Here is an 18,384-nt window from a genome sequence, read left to right as displayed (position 1 = left end):
CAATAAATGGTTTATAATATTCCCTATATAAAATATTTGAGTTTGTGAACATGGATATTTTTCTATTCATAAAAAATATTTATAATTTCTTAAATAATTCTATACAAAGTATGGAATTAATTTAATATAAGAACAATCTAGGCTACTAATAGTTATGAGTAATTCTTTTTCAAATCATTTTTTTTAATAATTATTTCATCAATTATTCATCTATTTTTGTCCATTGTAAATTTCTAATCGCATCTCGTATCTCTTCAATTCCACCGTCAGCTTCCAGTTCAATAATAGGGACTTCTTCGATTACATTTTCATGTTGAACCTTTACATCGTCGCCTTCTAAATTTTCAATTATAATTACTATACTAGTTCCATAATAAATGGCCATTCTATTTTCTCCATCTCTGTTTAGAATATTGACTAATAGTTATTTTTTTTAACTTTAGGTTATTATTTTATTCAAGTTAATTTCCAATAATTATATTGAATTTATTATCCTTTCAACATTACTCCCCTATTCATAATGTTTCTTAAGATCTTCAATTATTGATTTTACAGTCTCACAATATCAACAGGTCCTGGTACTAAACCTAGTTGATTCATTATTTCCTGTATTTCAGATGTTTGACTTAATTCTTGTATTTCCGCTTTCTCTAGGGGTACAGTTTTAGCTTTATCTAGAATAATAAATAGTTCAAATTGATTCATGTATTGATCCCCTTCTTATTGAATATAATAAATTTTATCACTTTTTAATATTGACATCTTAGTCTATGAATTGGGTTATTATATGTCTTAACTTTGATTAAATAATTAATTTGACAAAAAATTATAGAATGTGATGTCCCTATAAAATCAAAACACTAATTTATATTAAATAATCCCATATATTAAATTATAAAATATTTAATGAAAAAAGAGGCAAATTATGGATATATCAGGAATAATAAAAGATTCATTACGATATCCTTTCACAGACTGGAAGAATATTTTAATATTAGGAATAATAGTATGGGTAAGTAGCATAATCGGAAATGCAATTTCACTAGGTTATACAAGCAATTATGTGCTATTTCCATTAATTTGTGTTGGATTCATAACTGGACTTTTTGTAAATGGGTATATGTTTAAAATCATAAAAACTTCTTTAAATGAAGAAAATAAACCGCCTGAATTCAATGCATGGACTAACATGTTAATTGATGGAATGAAAGTATTTTTAGTTTCCATTGTATATTTAGTTGTCCCAATTTTAATTATAATACTTCTTATACTACTATTATTTACCGGATTTGATTTATCTATCCTTGGAATGGCATACACGAGTTTAGAAAGTACTGGAATTAATCCTGCAGTGTATCTGGTTTCAGAAACCTTGCCTGGGATAGAAAATATTATAGTAATAACATTAAATTTATTCCAGGAATATTCCATAATTTTTATATGTATTTTGCTTTTGATTATTCCAATCTTTTTAGTTGCAATTGCACATATGGCATACTATGAAGGTGAATTAAGATCAGCATTCAGAATAAAGGAGATAATTGAAGAAATCTCAGACATTGGATGGATTAATTTAATTAAATGGTATATTGTAACTGGAATTATATTTTTGATCTTCATGTTTGTATCAAATATAATAGCATTCATAGGTAGTTTCCTGAATTTCATATTAATATCAACTATACTATCTCTAACCTTGATTCCATATTTTTATATGTTCTATGCACGGACATTAGCATTATTTTACATGATGGAGTAAAAAGACAGCCTTTTTTGGAATTACAAATATTACAAATATTTTATTGTATTTCCAATGAAAGTGGCAGTTTAAATATGAATTTGAATTTATTATTTATCCACTGCTCTCATAACCTATTTTATATTTAAAGTGCATATGATTATCATGGTTTCTGTAGCATTTATAAATCCGCTCTCTGATGAAGGAAAAATGATAGTTCGCGAGCTTGGAGAGTTTGATGGTGTATTATCTGAAAATGATGATTTAATGAGTATTGTTACCGAAAGCAGATCACAGGAAATATCTGATGATTCATTTATTCCACGAAGTTACTTTGATCTTGCACTAAAACGAATTGAATGGTATGCCAAGAAAAAGAATGATAGAAATTTTGATCACAAACAGTACGATTTTCTATTCAATCCAGATATCAATAAATTTGATGTAATTGCATTTTTCCTATTATGTCAGGCTATAGGAGTAAAATATGGTCCAAATTCTCGGGAAAGTAGAGTTCTGGTTGAATCACAGGGAAAACTCATTGAAAATCGTCTGGGTAAACTTTCAAAAATAGAAAGGAATGTACTTGTAACTAACATACTAAACAGTCTTTTAAGTTCTGCACATATTAAATGGACTTTTTTTGAAGATCTTATCAGTTCAAAGAAACTTAAGTTGCACGAACTCATTCTTGATAGTGGGGAAATAATTCTTGACAAGGATGATTTTCTTGAAAGATTTAGCCATAAAATTCAGGGCAGAAAACCAGAAAAAATGTATGAAGCACTCATAGGAGACAGGATCAAGGAACTGGTAATGATCAAGATGGTGATGCAGAATACAGAGAATTATATTCGGCAGGTGGGTGAAAGATCCAATAGAGAAATAGAACCCAACCCCATACTTCTGGAATTAGCCGATAAAATTTCTGAGGTACTGTTAGCATCTGTACAGACATTCGGACAAGGCAGTGGCGGTTATGGTGGAAGTGTAAAGGCATCTGCTTTGAACCCTAAAGCATTCCCTCCTTGTGTTAAAAAGGTTATGGAAGGTATGAAATCTGGAGGGCGGAACGATGCCATAATTATGTTTTTAACACCATTTATATCATATGCACGTTTATATCCTGCTGTTTTCAGTGAAAACATAACAAAACAGATTTCTGATGTAGATCCAACACTTTCCATTATTCAAAACGAAATACTCCCTTTAATATTTGGAGCTGCAGAAAGATGTAGTCCACCATTGTTTGAAGACCAGCCTCAAGATAAGGTCAATTTAAATGCAAAACTTGGATTTGGTATGCACCAAAACCCTGAACTTAAAAATGAAGGTGAAACAACATGGTACACACCCATGAGTTGTGAGAAGGTTAAAATACATCTACCAAGTTTATGCAAACCCGATGAAACCTGTAAAAAAATTGGAAACCCCCTTTCCTATTATAACAGGAAAATTTGGGTTGTTAAAAAAGAATCAAAAGCTGAATCAGCTGTTGAAGAGGATATTAAGGATTAAAATGACCATTTTATCATGTTGAACAATATTAACGGATTTAATTCTTCAAACTTTAATTTAAAAATATAAAAAAGGAAATAAGAGATGGTAAAAATCGAATATTTAACTCCAGCAAGTCCCGAAGAGAGGAAAAGATATTATAGGGAAGAATGGAATATTAAACAGGTTCCTGAATACATAATCCAATCAATACAGGAAAGAGAGTTCGGTTTTGATCATGTTGGAAGGGGCCCTAACGATAGGTATAAAGTTTTCAGAACTCCTGATTTACTCAAACGTTTTTTAAAGGTCAGAACTCCTTTTGCTGCATATTGTTCTGTTGCATTCTATGATAAACCTAGAAGAAGGGATAGATGGACAAAAGCTGAGCTTGTTTTTGATGTGGATGCAAAGGATATACCTGTAAGAACCTGTGAATGTGAAGGTGTATGTGAAATCTGTTTAAACGAAGCTCGTGAAATAGTTTTAGGTATAATAGATACACTGAAAGGGGATTTAGGTCTTCAAAATATACATGTTGTATACTCTGGAAGGGGATATCATATCAGGGTTTTAGACAATGATGTGATGAGTGTTAACACTGATGTAAGGTCACAGATTGTCAAATACCTTGTTGGTGCTGATGTACCGGAAAATGAGTATAGTTTAGACTTTGAAAAGGTATCCTATGAACATTTTGTGATTCCTTTTGGATATCCTAATGTTTTCACTAAGCGTGTTAAATATGCAATTCTTCATTTAAATGAAAATTCTGAACTAGATGAGGTGAATAAAAAACTGCTTAAAGACGTTCTAAAACACAGGCAACTTATTGAGCTTGATAATTGGGGTATGTTCAAGAATAAAATCGGCCCTCAACGATACAGAAAGGTTATAAAAGGGATTGCATCTATGAATATGAGCTTGGTAGATGCTAAAGTTTCCATTGACCTTAAAAGGATTTTGAGACTTCCTTCCTCTCTGCATTCAATGGTGAGTATGAAGTGTACCGAGGTTAAAAATATAGAAACCTTTGATCCATTCGATGATGCAGTTCCCAAATTTGTTTACGAGAGATAGTAAAAAAATCCTATTTATATGGATAATATGATTGATCAATAATGATCTTTATAAAATTGGTAATGGTGATTTTTATTGGATAATAGAGTAAAATTACTTATAATTGTGATAATGATCTTTGCTGTTATTGGATTCACATTCAATTCTAATAACACCCTTGTAAAATATCCATCATTAATAACCACCAACAAACTATCCACTAATTCTAACATTATAAACCCTAGTGAAGCTATTTCCATAGCCAATTCAAATATACCTGCCTTTGGTGAAGTACGATATGGTGTTACTTTAATACAGAATTGACAGAATCCATATTACCTGATTACATTATATGATAATGATTCGGGACTTAAAAATTATGGTCAGCCCATTGTTGTTTCAAAGGTTGATGCCAGAACTGGCAAGTTTTTAGGAGCAATGTTATAATTTAATTAAATATACTCATAAACAGTGTTTCTTTCTACAGGATGGCGTCCAATAGCTTCTATTATTTTTATCATTCCATCACGTGGTAGATACTCACCATGAGATGCACCTGCTGCAACTGAAATCTTATCTTCCATCATTGTGCCTCCTAGATCGTTGGCTCCACAACAGAGTGCTATCTGGGAAGTTCTGATACCAAGTTTTACCCATGAAACTTGGATGTTGGGCATGTCCCAGCCAAATATTACCCTGGAAATTGCATGTATTTTCAGATCGTCCATACCACTAGCACCAATCGATTTTTGACCAAGGTTATTGTTGAGTCCTAGAAAGGTTAATGGCACCAGTTCTGTGAATCCATTTGTTTCACGTTGAATATCTCGAAGTATCATTAGATGATCAATTCGATCCTCCCATGTTTCAACACTACCGTACATTATTGTGGAAGTTGTAGGGATATCCAGACTATGGGCTTCTTTAATTATTTTCACCCATTCTGCTGTTGATACTTTATTTGGACATATTTGCTTTCTCACTGAATCAACAAGTATCTCTGCGGATGCACCTGTCATGGTGTCCATACCTGCCTTTTTGAGAATTTCTAAAGCTTCAAATGTGGTCATTTCAGAATTTTTTGCTGTTTGGTATATCTCAACAGGTGAAAGTGCATGCAATTTTATATTGTATTTAGTTTTTATGGCTTTTATTATCTCTCCATAATAATCAACTGTCATATGGGGCATTATTCCCCCAAAGAGACATATCTCTGTTGCACCTATTGTTTGTGAATCTTCAACACTTTCCAATATTTCTTCAACAGTCATTTCATATCCAAGATGATCCCTAAATGAACAGAATTCACATTTGATCATGCAGTGGTCTGTGATATCTATAGCCTTGTTGGATACAAATGTGACATTATCTCCAACTATTTCCTGTCTTAACCTGTCTGCAATATTGAATAATTCAAATGGATTTGAATCAATCAGTTTTAAAGCATCTTTTTTTGTTATATTCCCTTCAAGAGAATTTTCGTAAATATCATCCATGATAGATCTCCCTACAATTTAGATGTGTTTATCATTATTCTGTAGTTACTTAAAATTATTTCCATTTAAAATTATTCTTCTTAAAAGAAACTTATTCTGTTAACGATAATTATATAAAAACTATAATATATCCATCTAATTAAGGTTATTGTAAATTTGATGTAAGCTTTGATATTTTAGGACTATTATTATAGTTTAAAAGAAATTAGGGTTGATTAACTTGATTTATCCGCAAAAAAAAGAAAAAATCTAAATTTATAGATTTTATATTAATTCAGTTTTCTAATGTGTTGCTTCGTAGAAAATAGAATTTACAATTGTGCTAATGACATCAGAGTACATATATCTGTAACCATTTTGTTGTAGATACTGGTCAGGATGAGTTAGACCTGTGAATGATGGTGGACTGTAGTTATCATCATGTGCCCTTTCTAAAAAGTCTAAACCTGTAATAACTTTACTTGGTGGCCAGAAAACTGTGAAAACAGATCTTGTTCCTTTTATAGATTTATACCATGCTGTGCCCATTTCATACAGGACACCTGCATCTGCACCACCATATATATCTATAATAAGTGCATTTTTTGGTACTTGGCTTGATTGAAGAACTTCGATATGATAATTTGGACCTAAACCCATATTATATGCTTTTAATCCTAATGCATTTAACCCATTAATTATATTTGTTACTCTTTCGTTGTCAATTTTGACATTTCTAATATTATCACTCGTGATATATATCGGTTTAAAGGCTAATAAACGATTTAAATTTATTATTGATCCATTTATGGCCATTATTAGTTTAAATTTTGATATTGGTATATTGGTAGTTCCATATGTAACATAATTTGGAAGTCTATGATTAGTGTTATAGAATGTCTGAATTCTTGGTATGCCATCATTAATCTGAATCAATGACAAACCTCCAACTAGTTGTCCTTTTGAAGTTATATTCTGTTGGAACTGTGCCATAGTTAACTTGGATGTTCCAAAGGTAATATAATTTGGAAGTCTGTGATAAGAGTTATAGAATGTTTTAACTCTTGATAAACCTTCATTAATTTGAGTTAAAGATAAACTAATGGTTGGTGCTGTTACTGCTACAGATTTGGTATTTGATGAGGATGTGTGAGTAGCTACACTTGTTGAATATATTTTAACAGATATATTTGATGAATTTAGGCTCGCAGCACTAATTGAAGTCATACTTAATACAAGCATCAATAATAACAGCGATAAAATCGTGAAAAACTTTCTTTTATTAATATAACCCACTGTTTTAACCCCCGGAATAAATAAACAACGGTCTTTGACACATAATATTCATCATAATTTATATATAAGTGTTGCTATTTGGAATTACTGTTAAATTAGGTTAAAAAAAGTTTATTAGTGCTCTAATCTGTTTTTTTGGATCATATGTATTGAATTATTATTTATTTTACTAAGAGGATTAAAATTTAGAGGTTCATCAATCAAATGAGTTATTAATAGTAATTTTTTCTGGATAATTATTCGATTGATATGTAATAAACTTAGAAATTATTTTTATTCTGTTTATAATTAAATAGATAGCAAAGTATATACGTTAAAAAAAATGTAGGTATACCTAAGATAAGTTTAGGCTCACCTAAATTTTTAGATTAACTTAAAATATAAATTTCAAATATTTTACATTCGTAAATAAATCTATTTGGAGATAAAAAATGTCATCTAAAATTGGTATAACCGGTAAAAAACATATGGAAAGAAAAAAAATAGATAATTGCTAATCCAATATCCAAAATAAGGATATATATTCTTAGTTAGAAAAAAATATATCATCCAAAAATAACTTCACACCCTAATACAGAATATGGTTTTAAGTCATCTTCAGCTCAAATTTCATTTATTCTTCTAACCATATTCAGTATAGGGGAAATAAATCCAAATATAATCTATAATAATTAATTAATACTCTTTTTATTAGATTTTTATCTAAAAAGGAGTTCTCCGTTATTTAAATAATGATATAAGAATTCTAGAACATTTCCTTCAATATTATCTGATACTAAAAATATCTTTAAATCCATAATTTTATGTTCGTTCATGATCTTCTTTTTAAGATGTTTTCCAAACTTTAAATACCCTGATTTTTTTCCAGTCATAAGATCTGATAGAAGTGTTTCTGCATTTACATAATCCCTTTCAACAACAACAACCCATCTGTCTCCTTCTACCCATGCATTGGAGCCGTGCTTTTCTAGAAATCTTTCCTGATGTTCCCGGATCCATATATGGGGACCAAGATGTTTTTTTATTCTTGGAAGGTCCCATGTCTCAAATTCAAGTAATATCAGTACAACTTCTTTTTCATCTGTCCATGATTCACTTCCAAATACTGAGAATCCTTCAGATTCAGCAACCCTTACAATGCTATTTTCAGTTTTTTTAATCTGTGGATAAATTGCATCTGCAGGTATATTTGGCGGTTTAAAGATTATTAGAAATGTTTTTGTTCCTCGTAAATTGAACTGGTCCGTGATTTTCAATGGATCAGTTATGATATCTTTACTTGTAAAGTATTCCTCAGAAGGGTTTGAAATAAAGTTTTCTGATGCTACTATAAACTCTGACATTTTTTGGAGTGTCAGTGCCGCAGCTACATTTCTATTTTTGTCAACAGGGTCAATTGCAACCAAAGGATCCTTAAATAAGTTGGATGTTCCATATTCTTCAAGATCAAATGAGAAACCACAGTTCCAGTTTCGAGCTGCATTTTTAAGTGTTTCTGTGAAGTTTCCATAATTTAAAATAAGCATTTCACAGAGGTATCCGGCAAAACCACCTACTTTAAATTCTGATCCATAGGTTCCAACAGATTCCATGAATTTTTTAAGGAGAACAACTTCATCTTGCTGTTTAAGTGTTAAATTGGATTTTATATATTCTGTGTGTAGCAAAGTCCTATCAACTGCTGATTTAAGTTCATCTGAATTCTTAATATTGTAACATGGAACAAAATCTACATAATAACCCTCAATATAACCTGTTACATAGGGATGTGATGCGTAACGTTCTTCTGATTTACCTTCCATTTTTTTGATGGATTCATGACCAATTTTAAGTCCATATTCCTTTAGATATTTTTCATCTGTGTCAAGTGGGAATTTTATTAATATATCTATATCTGCATTACCAGCTAACCATGTACCTTTGGCAACGGAACCGACAAGCATTGCATCTGCTTTTACATCCATACTTGCTGCACATTCATTAATCACTTCTACCATACGTTTTGAAAGTTTTTTTACCTTCTCATTTTCTTGTTTTGAAGGTTTTATTTCTCTTAAAATATTTTTATAATTTAATTTCTGCAAACTGTGTCACCTTTGAATTAAAATATAATGGTTATAAATAAAAATTTAGATTTATAATTCATGAGTTATGATTAATATTTCTTAAATATAATTAGTGTAAATATAGGCAGATATCTAGAGGAATATCTCCTTTAAATCAGTGTATATAGGTCCAACTGGTGTGAGATCGCTTTCTTTAAGTACTATTCTATCAACTTTCATACTTCCAATGTCTATATCATCAAGTTCTTTTACAATGTTTGAAAGAAGTTCTTTGTTTTGTACTCCCTTAACACGACCAATGGTAAGGTGAGGAATATAACTTCTCTCTTTATTAAATCCCATTTTAACAAATTCTTGATCAAAATCCTCTTGCATTTTGGAAAATGTATCTGGCTCTTCAACACCCAACCATAGTACCTTTATATATCCCAGGTTTGGAAATGCACCAATACCTTTGATTTTTATATTGAATGGCTCATAATTTTCTGCCTGGCTTTCTACCATGTTTAAAATTGATTCTGCCTTTTGTGGGGTGATATCTCCCAGGAATTTGAAGGTGAAATGCAGGTTTTCAGGTTCAACAAATTTTATTTGTGCATTTGCCTCGGCTAATACCTTTTGGACTTCCATTATTGTATCCACAAGTTTTGTATTTACTTCAACTGCCATGAATGCTCTCATTTTATCACCTTATTGCAAGATCCTTTATTCTTTTAAGACTTTCATTGGGAGTTTCAATTGTGTTTAATAGATATACATCATGTTTACTGAAAACTTCCTTGAAAAAATTTTTCCTGATCTTGAACTTTCTATCATTTCTAATCATCTGGTGTGGATTGCAGAAATCTTTAACAACCATAAAATCCAGGGCTTCATCAATATTAAGCTTTAAAAAGGGAGGATGATTTCTATCTCTTTCAAGAAGTACCACTGTTTTTAAAGTTGAACTCTCCCTTGAACGTCCCTCAAATAATGTGTTTACATCGGCAATACCTCTGCCTCGTATATCAAGTTTAACTTTATTAAGTTCTGTAGAAAAAGATTTCCAGACGTTAACTATATCATCACGTATGTATGAATTCTTTTCTGAGGAATAAATAACATTTCCATTTTTAAATAGTCTTGTAAAAAACCAATCATCTGAAATATAGTTGAAGTCATGGTTTTGTAAGAGTCCATATGTAAGTGTTGTTTTACCAGTTCCAGGAGGTCCTATAATTGCAATTGCATGTCCATTATAGTCAACTGCAGAACCATGAACAGAATATCTTCTATGTTCAGAATGGTATTCCTCGAAAAAATCAGATATTGCTGCAAGTGCAATGCTTTTTATCCAGCCATAGTAGTCACAGTTCTTTATTATACATGTATTTGATATTGGTTCGTACATTACTCTTAGATCATTACCATCTTCAACGGAGAATACCTTTGCATGAGGTCTAATATCTTCGTTCATAAATTTGAAGTTGTCTTGCCATTCCTCTTTAAAGTCGAGATTGTCTGTTAAAAGTTTTACACAAGCACCATGTATATTGGCCTTTCTCTCGTATCTCACATCTGCCACGAGTTTGTTGAACATGTCATCCTTTTCTTGAGGGCTGATTATTTCAACTTGGTATCCTGACATATGGATTAACTCCTGTTATTTTTCTATAATAGTTTCTTCAATTGCCATTCCAAAGTGTCTTGCACTTTTATCAAGGTAAACCATAACTTTATCACCAATTTTCAATTCAGCAACAGATTTTGGTTTTCCATTTTCCTGTACAAGCCTTATTGTTTCTGCATTTTGAAGAAGAGTTCTAATGATAAATCCTTCATATTCGGCTTCTACAAGCATTAATGGACGTTTCTCGATTTTAACACGGCCTACAACCGTTGTTTTAGTATTTCCTTCATTATCAACAGTTAAAATTTCATCTCCTGTTTCAATTTCAGAGAGATATCTAGTTTTATTACCTGGAGTCATTATATATGCATGAACTGGGCCTGCGTTAACCCTGAAAGGCCTTGATGCAACATATTCACTTTCCAATGATTCACTATGAACTAAAAAGAGTCCCTTGGAATAGGATCCTATTAGCATACCCTCTCCAACTTTCATCATTGAACAAGTGTCAACACACACTCTGTCACCGGAACCAACTGGTTCAACACGTGTAATAGTTGCAGGTACCAGTGAGTAGTTTTCAGAATCTATCTTTTCAAGGAATTCTGCAACTTTCTTTATCTGAGATATCTCATTTGGGTTTAACAGTACACCATCTGTACCATATTCCAGTGTTTCAAGTGCAAGTTTAGCTTCATCAAAGTTTTTAACAGATGCTATTATCTTTACATTGTCCCCTTGTAGATCTGCAATAATATTCTCAAGTGGTATCACTGTCCAATCTTTTCCAAGCAGGATCAAATAATCTGCAACTTTTCCAAGTTTTACTGCTAATTCTTCATGTTTTTTGCTCGAGATCTCAACGTATGCAGCTACAGTTTTACTCTTTCTTTTTAAACTGGATATTGTTTCTAAATCCTTTGATTCAGTCAGATCCATTGGAATTGTCAGGGTTCCATCACCTTCTGCATTTCTTCCAACAAGGATTATGTCTGAACTATCTAAATCCGAGACAAGTGTAAGGTTTCCAAGTTTTTTTATCCTTTCTGTGTCTGTGAAATCAACAATATGATTAATTCCCGATTCAAGGGCTGTTGTAATATACTGCTTTTTTGTATCCCAATTTTTTCCTTCTGCCATAATCCATGCAAATTTCATTGGTTGTACCATCCAGATAATCGATATTATGAATTTTAATTATATTTAATAAACTTATTTTAACTTGTTCCGTTGAGGATCTTGAGGGCTTCGTCAACTTCCATGTTGTTGTGTACAATTTCTGATATTGCCCTGGTTGTTTTTCTTGGTGATGGTGCCTGGAATATGTTTCTACCAATTGCTACTCCAGCTCCTCCAACATCAACACTGTTTTTCACCATTTCTAGGAGTTGTCTGTCTGTTTCTACCATTGGACCACCTGCTATTACAACTGGTACTGGACATCCATCTACCACTTCTTTGAAAGTGTCGGGATGGCCTGTGTAATTGGTCTTGATGATATCTGCACCTAACTCTGCTCCTGCCCTTGCAGCCAGTTTAACAACTTCTCCGGAGTGTTCATCTTTGATGTTTTTACCCCGTGGGTACATCATTGCTATGAGTGGCATTCCCCAATCATCACATGTTTCTGATATTGTTCCTAGCTGCTCCAACATTTCTGGTTCCTTTTCAGAGCCAATATTCACATGTACCGATACAGCATCTGCTCCCATTTTCAATGCCTTTTCAACGCTGGTTACAAGCACCTTCTGGTCTGGGTCTGGTCCTAGTGATGTGCTTGCTGAGAGGTGTATTATTAATCCAATATCATTACCGTATCCTCTGTGACCTTTCCCTACCATTCCTTTATGTTCAATAACTGCGTTTGCACCGCCACTTGCAACTTCGTCTATAGCTGCGGCCATATCTGTGATTCCTGGAACTGGTCCAATTGATACACCATGGTCCATTGGAACTATGACACATCGACCTGTTTTTCTATTTAATATCCTTTCGATCCTGATCCTTTTGCCTATCATAAAACACCCTCCCTATCTTATTTTTGAAGACCAAAGTTTGAACTCCTTCAACCTTGGTGGTATTCCATCGTTTCCAGACGATTCAAGCCATCCAAATTCGGATTTTATCAACTCGTCTGTTGAAGCTGAATGTATAAAATCTAAAAGTCCTCTATTTCTTATTATAGTATCACGAGGTTTTAAAGTTGATGACCAAATGAAAAATACCTTGAATGTTGTATCTGGATGGTAACCTCCACCTAGATCAACGGATAATACATCGCATTTACCAATTTTTTCAATTTTTTTTGCCACCTCTTCCAGTGTTTCATGAAGCCTTACATCGGCCTTAATAAATTGAACACTGGGATATTCTTCTGTTACTGATTTCATTTCATTAACAGATTCCGGGCTATTATCAAGGGCTATTATTTGTCCATCTATGGAAAGATCACCAATGATCCTTGTTGAATTACCTACATGGCATCCAAGCTCAACCACTACATCATCTATCTTTATTATATCTCTTAGAACTTGCCTATAAACTTTGATATCGTATAGTACTTTTATCATATTTTTAACCTAAACCTCGACCATATTAAAACTTGGATTATCACACTTAAAACCCTTGACAAAAATATGAGGGTATTGATTCTTGGTTGGAATGAAAAATAAATAAAAAATAAAATTTAAATAAGTAAAAAAACCCATAATATTAATTAACAATTAAATAAGAATTAATACTAATAGAATTATTATCACTAAAATTTTAAGGGGTGTTAAATATGGATGATTCTGATAAAAAGGAACTACAAACTGAGCTTGAAAAACTTCAAAGGGAGAAAGAAGAGCTAATCACAGATATCAGAGATCTTGACTGGGCCAAAATTATCAAACTTGAAAAGGAAAACGAAGAACTTCAAAAAAAAGTTGATTGGCTGGATAAAGATAAAAAAAAGACAGATAGAGAAAATAAAAATCTTTCCAGACAAGTTTCAAATGCCAGACCCAGAATGTGGATAAATTCCCTAAAAATGATAGCTGCAATTGGAATCATCGATCTTATAATACTGCCCTTAATAACAATGGTACTTGGAATATCATTAGAATGGATTTTCATAGGTATTGGAATTGTAACCTTCTTTGGAATACTCCTTATTGTAAACTACATGTCAGGAACATCTCCATATAACTCGGGTGAGATAAGAAAAGCAATTACCGGTGCATTCGTAACAGTTTACCTAATATTTGTACCTATGATAACCTTAGGAAGTATTCACATTCCTACATTACAACCAATGAATTCCATATTATATTTCACAATAGTTGTGGTTGTAGTTGTTGTTTGTTACTTTGTTTCAAGGGCATTGGAAGAATATGTGAAGATCAAACACAGACAATAGATCCCAATTTCATATCATACTTAAAATTCATGGAAATGGACTAAAAAACGTTGCAACATCAATTTGTATAACTAAAAAATTAATAACAAAACTAGTAAGACACCAACTTTTAAATTTCTATATATTACTTTTTTTATATAATTCTAGAATTTTGTAATAAAATTTATGTAAATATAAATTTATATTATTAAGTATGATCACTAAAAAACCCAAGAATATTGGATTAAAATCTGTAATTCTTTTGTTTGTTTTATTTTTTTCTATATGTGCGGTAAGTGCACATCAACCTCGTTTGGAAGTTGGAGTAAACAGTTCAATGACTAACCCCATTGTGGTGAAAAATCCAGAAATTTCACAGGCTTGGTACGGTAAATTGAATGGTCAACCAGATTATTACATGATATCCTCTGATAAACCCTTCGAACTATTTGCGAATATTCTTGTTCCACAAAGCCCAGGAATTAGTAGTGACTTTATGTCTGCCCAGATTACTGATTCATCTGGTAAAACCTTAGCTCTCTTAGGAGGAAACCAGTCTAGTTGGACTCCTATGTTCGAGGAGTTTGGTGGTGATTATTATCTACAAGGCCCAACATTCGATCAAAATGTCAGCGCAGGAACATACTACATAAAAGTATTCAATCACAACAATACAGGAAAATATAGTTTAGCTACAGGGGCAATAGAAGCATTTCCAGCAGATGAATCACTCAAATCAATAATAAGCATACCATTACTTAAAGAACAAATATTCGGTAAACCCGTTACAATACTATTCTTCGAGTTTTTAGGTATTATCTTAGCTCTCGGAACAATAATGGTACTATTTGTAATGACATTTATGGCTAGAAAGTCAGAGGAACTAGCTGAAACAATTGTTAAATTTGGTACAGCAGTTAAATGGTTCAGGCCGATGATGTGGCTTGGAATAACAATCACGACTATTGTATGGATTTATGTCATGTCCAAAGATCCATTAAATATTGTAGGGCTTGTTAACAGCATAGTACTTCTAATTGCTATAATTTTAAGCTGGTATGTGGGTTCTAAAATATCTAAAATGAAATCTGGGAAAATACCAATTATTAGCACTACAATATTGGTTTTAATATGGTGGTTATTTGTTTACTGGGCAATAGCAGTAATATAACTACCAACTTCTATTTTTTTTCTAATCTGTTCATCAAAATTTTATTTGCAAATAGAATGTTCAGTATGAATTATTATGATTCTAAAATTGTTTTATATAGAAATAAAAATTATAAATTTACCATAAATCTTAAAAGTGGATTTAATAGCAATGGTTGGTGATTCTGGATATTCTCATTATTTAATGAGTTATATCCAAATTCCTGACTGTAACTAATCCAATTTCGAAAGTAAACCTGCAAGATGTCCTGTTGAAAATGCTTGTTGAAGGTTATATCCCCCACTTGGTGCACATCCCTGAATAATCTCTCCTGCAAAGTATAATCCACTTACAACTTTTGATTCCATTGTGTTGGGATTGATATAATTACGTGAAATACCACCACAAGTAACAATAGCCTTATCAAGAGGCAAGTGTCCTGTAATAGTAATTGGGAATGATTTGATTAAATTAATAATAGAATTCCTTTCCTTTTTACTAACCTGATTCATTTTCTTCTTGCCATCTACATCAGTAAGCCTCAAAATAATTGGTATCATCCGATTAGTTACTAGCAACTTCATATAATTTTTCAGATCAACCTTTCCATGAGATTCAAATGCACCCACCATCATCTCTTGAAGTTCTTCTGTTGTACTAGATGGTTTTAAATCAAGAATCATATCCACACTACCTTCTTCAAGTAAAGGTACAATTTTAGAACTATTGTCAAGTATTAAAGGACCTGATACACCAAAATGTGTGAAAAGAAGACTATCGCCCTCTAAAACCATCTTGGGATGTTTAATAGTTATTTTAACTTCGTCGAGTCTAATTCCTTGAAGACTTTTTACCCAAGATTCTTTAGTTTTTAATGGAACAATACCTGGATTTAACGGTGTTACACCATGTTGCGATCCTTCTGCAATCCTTAAACCATCACCACTCGATCCTGTATCTGAATAAGATGCTCCTCCTGTAGCAAGGATAACCTTTTTAGCCTTTATAACTGTGTTATAGTCCAGTTTAATAATGAAAATATTCTTCTTTTCAATGTTTTGTATTTGAGTTAGACGGGTATTGTAAACTGTTTTAACACCTAGTTTTTTCATTGAAGTTTCTAATATTTTTAAAACAGATTTTGAATCGTCTGTAACTGGGAAAACTCTACCGCCTTCTTCTATTTTGAATTCCAAACCTCGAGATTCAAAAAATTCCATTAGGTCTTTGTTTGAGAATTTAGAAAATGCAGTTCTTAAAAATGAGCCTCTTCTACCGAATTTTTCTATAAATTCCTTTAAAGATGCAGTGTTGGTTAGGTTGCACCTTCCATTACCTGTTAAAAGTAATTTTTTTCCAGGTGATGAGTTTCTCTCTATAAGAATGGTATTTAATCCATTGGATGTGGCTGTGATAGCTGCCATCATTCCAGCGGGTCCTGCTCCAATCACTGCAAGATCATGTAACTCCATATTTTTGTTCATAAAAATCAGTTTTCCTACTTTCAATAAAATATAAAAAAATAAATTCTATATTTATTCCCATATAATTCTATATTAAAACTCCATATTTAACAATTAAAAAGGGAAATAACTTTAATCCCTTTTCAATCAACTTTATTGAATTATGGTGTCAACCTTCTTCTATCTCTAGGGAAGAGAACAGTTTCTCTTATGTTTTTAAGACCGGTCATTGTCATGGTGAACCTTTCAGCTCCCACTCCCCAACCTGCATGTGGTGGCATTCCATATTCAAATGCTGCAAGATATCTGCTGAAGGAATCTGGATTTAATCCCTTTTCCTTAAGTTTATTCAATAGCATATCATGGTTGTGAACCCTCATTGCTCCTGAGGATATTTCAAGGTCTTTGTACATCAAATCAAATGCACAGCTTTTCACTGGATTTTCAGGATTAGGCATTACATAGAATGGTTTTATTGCTGTTGGCCATTCTGTTATGAAATAATATCCATCCATGATATCTCCCATTGCCTTTTCTGCAGCCCTTGACATGTCTTCACCATGTTTCATTGGTACTCCTGCAGTGTTAACCATTTCAACCATTTCATCGTATTCTATTCTTGGAAATGGTGTTTCAGGTATTTGGAGGTTAAATTCTAATGTTTCAAGCGCATCCTGACAGTTATTTTTAACTTCTGTAATTGCATTTACAACCATTTTCTCTAGAATATCCATTGCATCCAAATGATCTGTGAATGCTGTTTCAACATCAATGGATATTACCTCGTTTAAATGGCGTAGTGTATCGTGTTCTTCTGCCCTGAATATAGGTGCAATTTCATATACCTTGTCAAAACCTGAAGCCATCATCATCTGCTTGTAGAGTTGTGGGCTCTGCCCTAAAAATGCTTCTCTTTCAAAATAGGTAATTGGAAAGAGTTCGGTACCACCTTCTGTTGCAGATGCAACAAGTTTAGGTGTGTTTACCTCGGTATAATCTTCACTTTCAAGGAAGTTCCTTACAGAATGAAGCATTCTACTTTTGATCTTGAATATTGCACTAACATTATGTTTTCTCAGATCTATGAACCTTGAATCTAATCTTGTATCTATCTCAGCGTGTACATTTCCTGTTGTGTCCAATGGTAATGGCAGTTTTGACTCGCTTAAAAGTTTAAGTTCTGCTGGTATGATTTCAACACCGCCTGGTGCTTTGCCTGATTCCTGTACACGTCCTTTGACAGCTATTACAGATTCCTTTTTAAGTTTCTTTAATTCTTCAAATAATTCTGGTGATATCTTTTTTGAAGGGGCTGTTACCTGGGTTACTCCATCTCTGTCTCTTAAAAGTACAAAGATAATTCCTCCAAGGTCTCTCATTTCATGAATCCATCCCATAAGAACTACTTCTTGATCTTTCATTTCTGGTTTAACTTCTTTCGAGTAATGGGTTCTTCTAAAGTTTTCTAATGAATCTGTCAATGTTATTCACCTCTAAAAATTATAAAAAAGCCTAAAATAAGCTTCTAAAATCTTGTAATTTGAATTGCTTATTTACTATAAATTAAAATTCAATATATACTTAATTAATATCATTATTTTTGATACATGGATATATTATACTTTGGAAAGTTTAATTTTTCATATTTGAAT

General features: G+C 32.3%; 18 protein-coding genes. 6 read left to right on the top strand and 12 right to left on the bottom strand.

Annotated features, from left to right (window positions below; translation table 11 throughout):
* Nucleotides 1-202 precede the first annotated feature (202 nt).
* Entirely contained in the window at nucleotides 203-385 is a 183-nt protein-coding gene (locus K8N75_RS10975; RefSeq protein WP_223792097.1) for a hypothetical protein, read from the bottom strand.
* A 164-nt stretch (nucleotides 386-549) separates the two neighbouring features.
* Nucleotides 550-705, bottom strand: coding sequence for a hypothetical protein (locus K8N75_RS10970; RefSeq protein WP_223792096.1), 156 nt, complete (start codon nucleotides 703-705; stop codon nucleotides 550-552).
* Nucleotides 706-925: 220 nt separating this feature from the next.
* On the opposite strand from K8N75_RS10970, the gene K8N75_RS10965 reads away from it, so the two are divergent.
* From K8N75_RS10965 to K8N75_RS10950, 4 genes are all read left to right on the top strand, one after another.
* Complete coding sequence (locus tag K8N75_RS10965; protein ID WP_223792095.1) at nucleotides 926-1,759, top strand: DUF4013 domain-containing protein; 834 nt, start codon at nucleotides 926-928, stop codon at nucleotides 1,757-1,759.
* Between the two features lie 189 nt (nucleotides 1,760-1,948).
* Nucleotides 1,949-3,256, top strand: a complete 1,308-nt coding sequence (locus K8N75_RS10960) for a DNA primase (protein ID WP_223792094.1) — start codon at nucleotides 1,949-1,951, stop codon at nucleotides 3,254-3,256.
* 84 nt (nucleotides 3,257-3,340) lie between these two features.
* Nucleotides 3,341-4,315 (top strand): DNA primase catalytic subunit PriS, encoded by a 975-nt coding sequence (gene priS, locus K8N75_RS10955; RefSeq protein ID WP_223792093.1) that lies wholly within the window; start codon nucleotides 3,341-3,343, stop codon nucleotides 4,313-4,315.
* A gap of 75 nt (nucleotides 4,316-4,390) precedes the next feature.
* Nucleotides 4,391-4,618, top strand: coding sequence for a hypothetical protein (locus tag K8N75_RS10950; RefSeq protein ID WP_223792092.1), 228 nt, complete (start codon nucleotides 4,391-4,393; stop codon nucleotides 4,616-4,618).
* A gap of 128 nt (nucleotides 4,619-4,746) precedes the next feature.
* Here K8N75_RS10950 and cofH read toward each other — a convergent pair whose 3' ends face one another.
* The 8 genes from cofH to K8N75_RS10910 all read right to left on the bottom strand — a co-directional run bounded on the left by cofH (nucleotide 4,747) and on the right by K8N75_RS10910 (nucleotide 13,310).
* Nucleotides 4,747-5,790, bottom strand: coding sequence for a 5-amino-6-(D-ribitylamino)uracil--L-tyrosine 4-hydroxyphenyl transferase CofH (gene cofH / locus K8N75_RS10945; protein WP_223792091.1), 1,044 nt, complete (start codon nucleotides 5,788-5,790; stop codon nucleotides 4,747-4,749).
* A gap of 282 nt (nucleotides 5,791-6,072) precedes the next feature.
* The gene (locus K8N75_RS10940; protein WP_223792090.1) at nucleotides 6,073-7,065 is read right to left on the bottom strand and encodes a pseudomurein-binding repeat-containing protein; all 993 of its coding nucleotides are present in this window, start codon (nucleotides 7,063-7,065) and stop codon (nucleotides 6,073-6,075) included.
* Nucleotides 7,066-7,763: 698 nt separating this feature from the next.
* Nucleotides 7,764-9,149: a CCA tRNA nucleotidyltransferase gene (gene cca, locus K8N75_RS10935; RefSeq protein ID WP_223792089.1), complete on the bottom strand. Its 1,386-nt coding sequence runs from the start codon at nucleotides 9,147-9,149 to the stop codon at nucleotides 7,764-7,766.
* Nucleotides 9,150-9,263: 114 nt separating this feature from the next.
* Nucleotides 9,264-9,812 (bottom strand): RNA 2',3'-cyclic phosphodiesterase, encoded by a 549-nt coding sequence (gene thpR, locus K8N75_RS10930; RefSeq protein WP_223792088.1) that lies wholly within the window; start codon nucleotides 9,810-9,812, stop codon nucleotides 9,264-9,266.
* Between the two features lie 4 nt (nucleotides 9,813-9,816).
* On the bottom strand, nucleotides 9,817-10,758 hold the full coding sequence (locus K8N75_RS10925; RefSeq protein ID WP_223792087.1) for an HPr kinase/phosphorylase: 942 nt from the start codon (nucleotides 10,756-10,758) through the stop codon (nucleotides 9,817-9,819).
* 15 nt (nucleotides 10,759-10,773) lie between these two features.
* The gene (locus K8N75_RS10920) at nucleotides 10,774-11,898 is read right to left on the bottom strand and encodes a 3-dehydroquinate synthase II (protein WP_223792086.1); all 1,125 of its coding nucleotides are present in this window, start codon (nucleotides 11,896-11,898) and stop codon (nucleotides 10,774-10,776) included.
* Nucleotides 11,899-11,957: 59 nt separating this feature from the next.
* Entirely contained in the window at nucleotides 11,958-12,758 is an 801-nt protein-coding gene (locus K8N75_RS10915; RefSeq protein ID WP_223792085.1) for a 2-amino-3,7-dideoxy-D-threo-hept-6-ulosonate synthase, read from the bottom strand.
* Nucleotides 12,759-12,770: 12 nt separating this feature from the next.
* Nucleotides 12,771-13,310, bottom strand: a complete 540-nt coding sequence (locus K8N75_RS10910; protein ID WP_223792084.1) for a class I SAM-dependent methyltransferase — start codon at nucleotides 13,308-13,310, stop codon at nucleotides 12,771-12,773.
* Nucleotides 13,311-13,522: 212 nt separating this feature from the next.
* On the opposite strand from K8N75_RS10910, the gene K8N75_RS10905 reads away from it, so the two are divergent.
* Nucleotides 13,523-14,140 carry a hypothetical protein gene (locus tag K8N75_RS10905; RefSeq protein ID WP_223792083.1) on the top strand — a complete coding sequence of 206 codons (618 nt, stop codon included), beginning with the start codon at nucleotides 13,523-13,525 and terminating at the stop codon, nucleotides 14,138-14,140.
* A gap of 316 nt (nucleotides 14,141-14,456) precedes the next feature.
* Nucleotides 14,457-15,290, top strand: a complete 834-nt coding sequence (locus tag K8N75_RS10900) for a hypothetical protein (RefSeq protein WP_223792082.1) — start codon at nucleotides 14,457-14,459, stop codon at nucleotides 15,288-15,290.
* Nucleotides 15,291-15,502: 212 nt separating this feature from the next.
* On the opposite strand, the gene K8N75_RS10895 is transcribed toward K8N75_RS10900, so the two are convergent.
* Complete coding sequence (locus K8N75_RS10895; protein WP_223792081.1) at nucleotides 15,503-16,753, bottom strand: BaiN/RdsA family NAD(P)/FAD-dependent oxidoreductase; 1,251 nt, start codon at nucleotides 16,751-16,753, stop codon at nucleotides 15,503-15,505.
* A gap of 140 nt (nucleotides 16,754-16,893) precedes the next feature.
* Nucleotides 16,894-18,213, bottom strand: a complete 1,320-nt coding sequence (aspS, locus tag K8N75_RS10890) for an aspartate--tRNA(Asn) ligase (RefSeq protein ID WP_048190593.1) — start codon at nucleotides 18,211-18,213, stop codon at nucleotides 16,894-16,896.
* Nucleotides 18,214-18,384 lie beyond the last annotated feature (171 nt).

It is taken from the genome of Methanobacterium spitsbergense, from assembly GCF_019931065.1.
Lineage (GTDB): Archaea > Methanobacteriota > Methanobacteria > Methanobacteriales > Methanobacteriaceae > Methanobacterium_B > Methanobacterium_B spitsbergense.
This window is presented reverse-complemented; position numbering and strand designations above follow the sequence as displayed.

What these genes read in the sequence shown, in the direction of transcription:
- K8N75_RS10925 (WP_223792087.1), bottom strand. Translation starts at nt 10,758, where the DNA reads ATGTCAGGATACCAAGTTGAAATAATCAGCCCTCAAGAAAAGGATGAC.
- thpR (WP_223792088.1), bottom strand. Translation starts at nt 9,812, where the DNA reads ATGAGAGCATTCATGGCAGTTGAAGTAAATACAAAACTTGTGGATACA.
- K8N75_RS10905 (WP_223792083.1), top strand. Translation starts at nt 13,523, where the DNA reads ATGGATGATTCTGATAAAAAGGAACTACAAACTGAGCTTGAAAAACTT.
- priS (WP_223792093.1), top strand. Translation starts at nt 3,341, where the DNA reads ATGGTAAAAATCGAATATTTAACTCCAGCAAGTCCCGAAGAGAGGAAA.
- K8N75_RS10970 (WP_223792096.1), bottom strand. Translation starts at nt 705, where the DNA reads ATGAATCAATTTGAACTATTTATTATTCTAGATAAAGCTAAAACTGTA.
- K8N75_RS10975 (WP_223792097.1), bottom strand. Translation starts at nt 385, where the DNA reads ATGGCCATTTATTATGGAACTAGTATAGTAATTATAATTGAAAATTTA.
- K8N75_RS10920 (WP_223792086.1), bottom strand. Translation starts at nt 11,898, where the DNA reads ATGAAATTTGCATGGATTATGGCAGAAGGAAAAAATTGGGATACAAAA.
- K8N75_RS10960 (WP_223792094.1), top strand. Translation starts at nt 1,949, where the DNA reads ATGATAGTTCGCGAGCTTGGAGAGTTTGATGGTGTATTATCTGAAAAT.
- K8N75_RS10910 (WP_223792084.1), bottom strand. Translation starts at nt 13,310, where the DNA reads ATGATAAAAGTACTATACGATATCAAAGTTTATAGGCAAGTTCTAAGA.
- K8N75_RS10900 (WP_223792082.1), top strand. Translation starts at nt 14,457, where the DNA reads ATGACTAACCCCATTGTGGTGAAAAATCCAGAAATTTCACAGGCTTGG.
- K8N75_RS10915 (WP_223792085.1), bottom strand. Translation starts at nt 12,758, where the DNA reads ATGATAGGCAAAAGGATCAGGATCGAAAGGATATTAAATAGAAAAACA.
- K8N75_RS10965 (WP_223792095.1), top strand. Translation starts at nt 926, where the DNA reads ATGGATATATCAGGAATAATAAAAGATTCATTACGATATCCTTTCACA.
- K8N75_RS10895 (WP_223792081.1), bottom strand. Translation starts at nt 16,753, where the DNA reads ATGAACAAAAATATGGAGTTACATGATCTTGCAGTGATTGGAGCAGGA.
- cofH (WP_223792091.1), bottom strand. Translation starts at nt 5,790, where the DNA reads ATGGATGATATTTACGAAAATTCTCTTGAAGGGAATATAACAAAAAAA.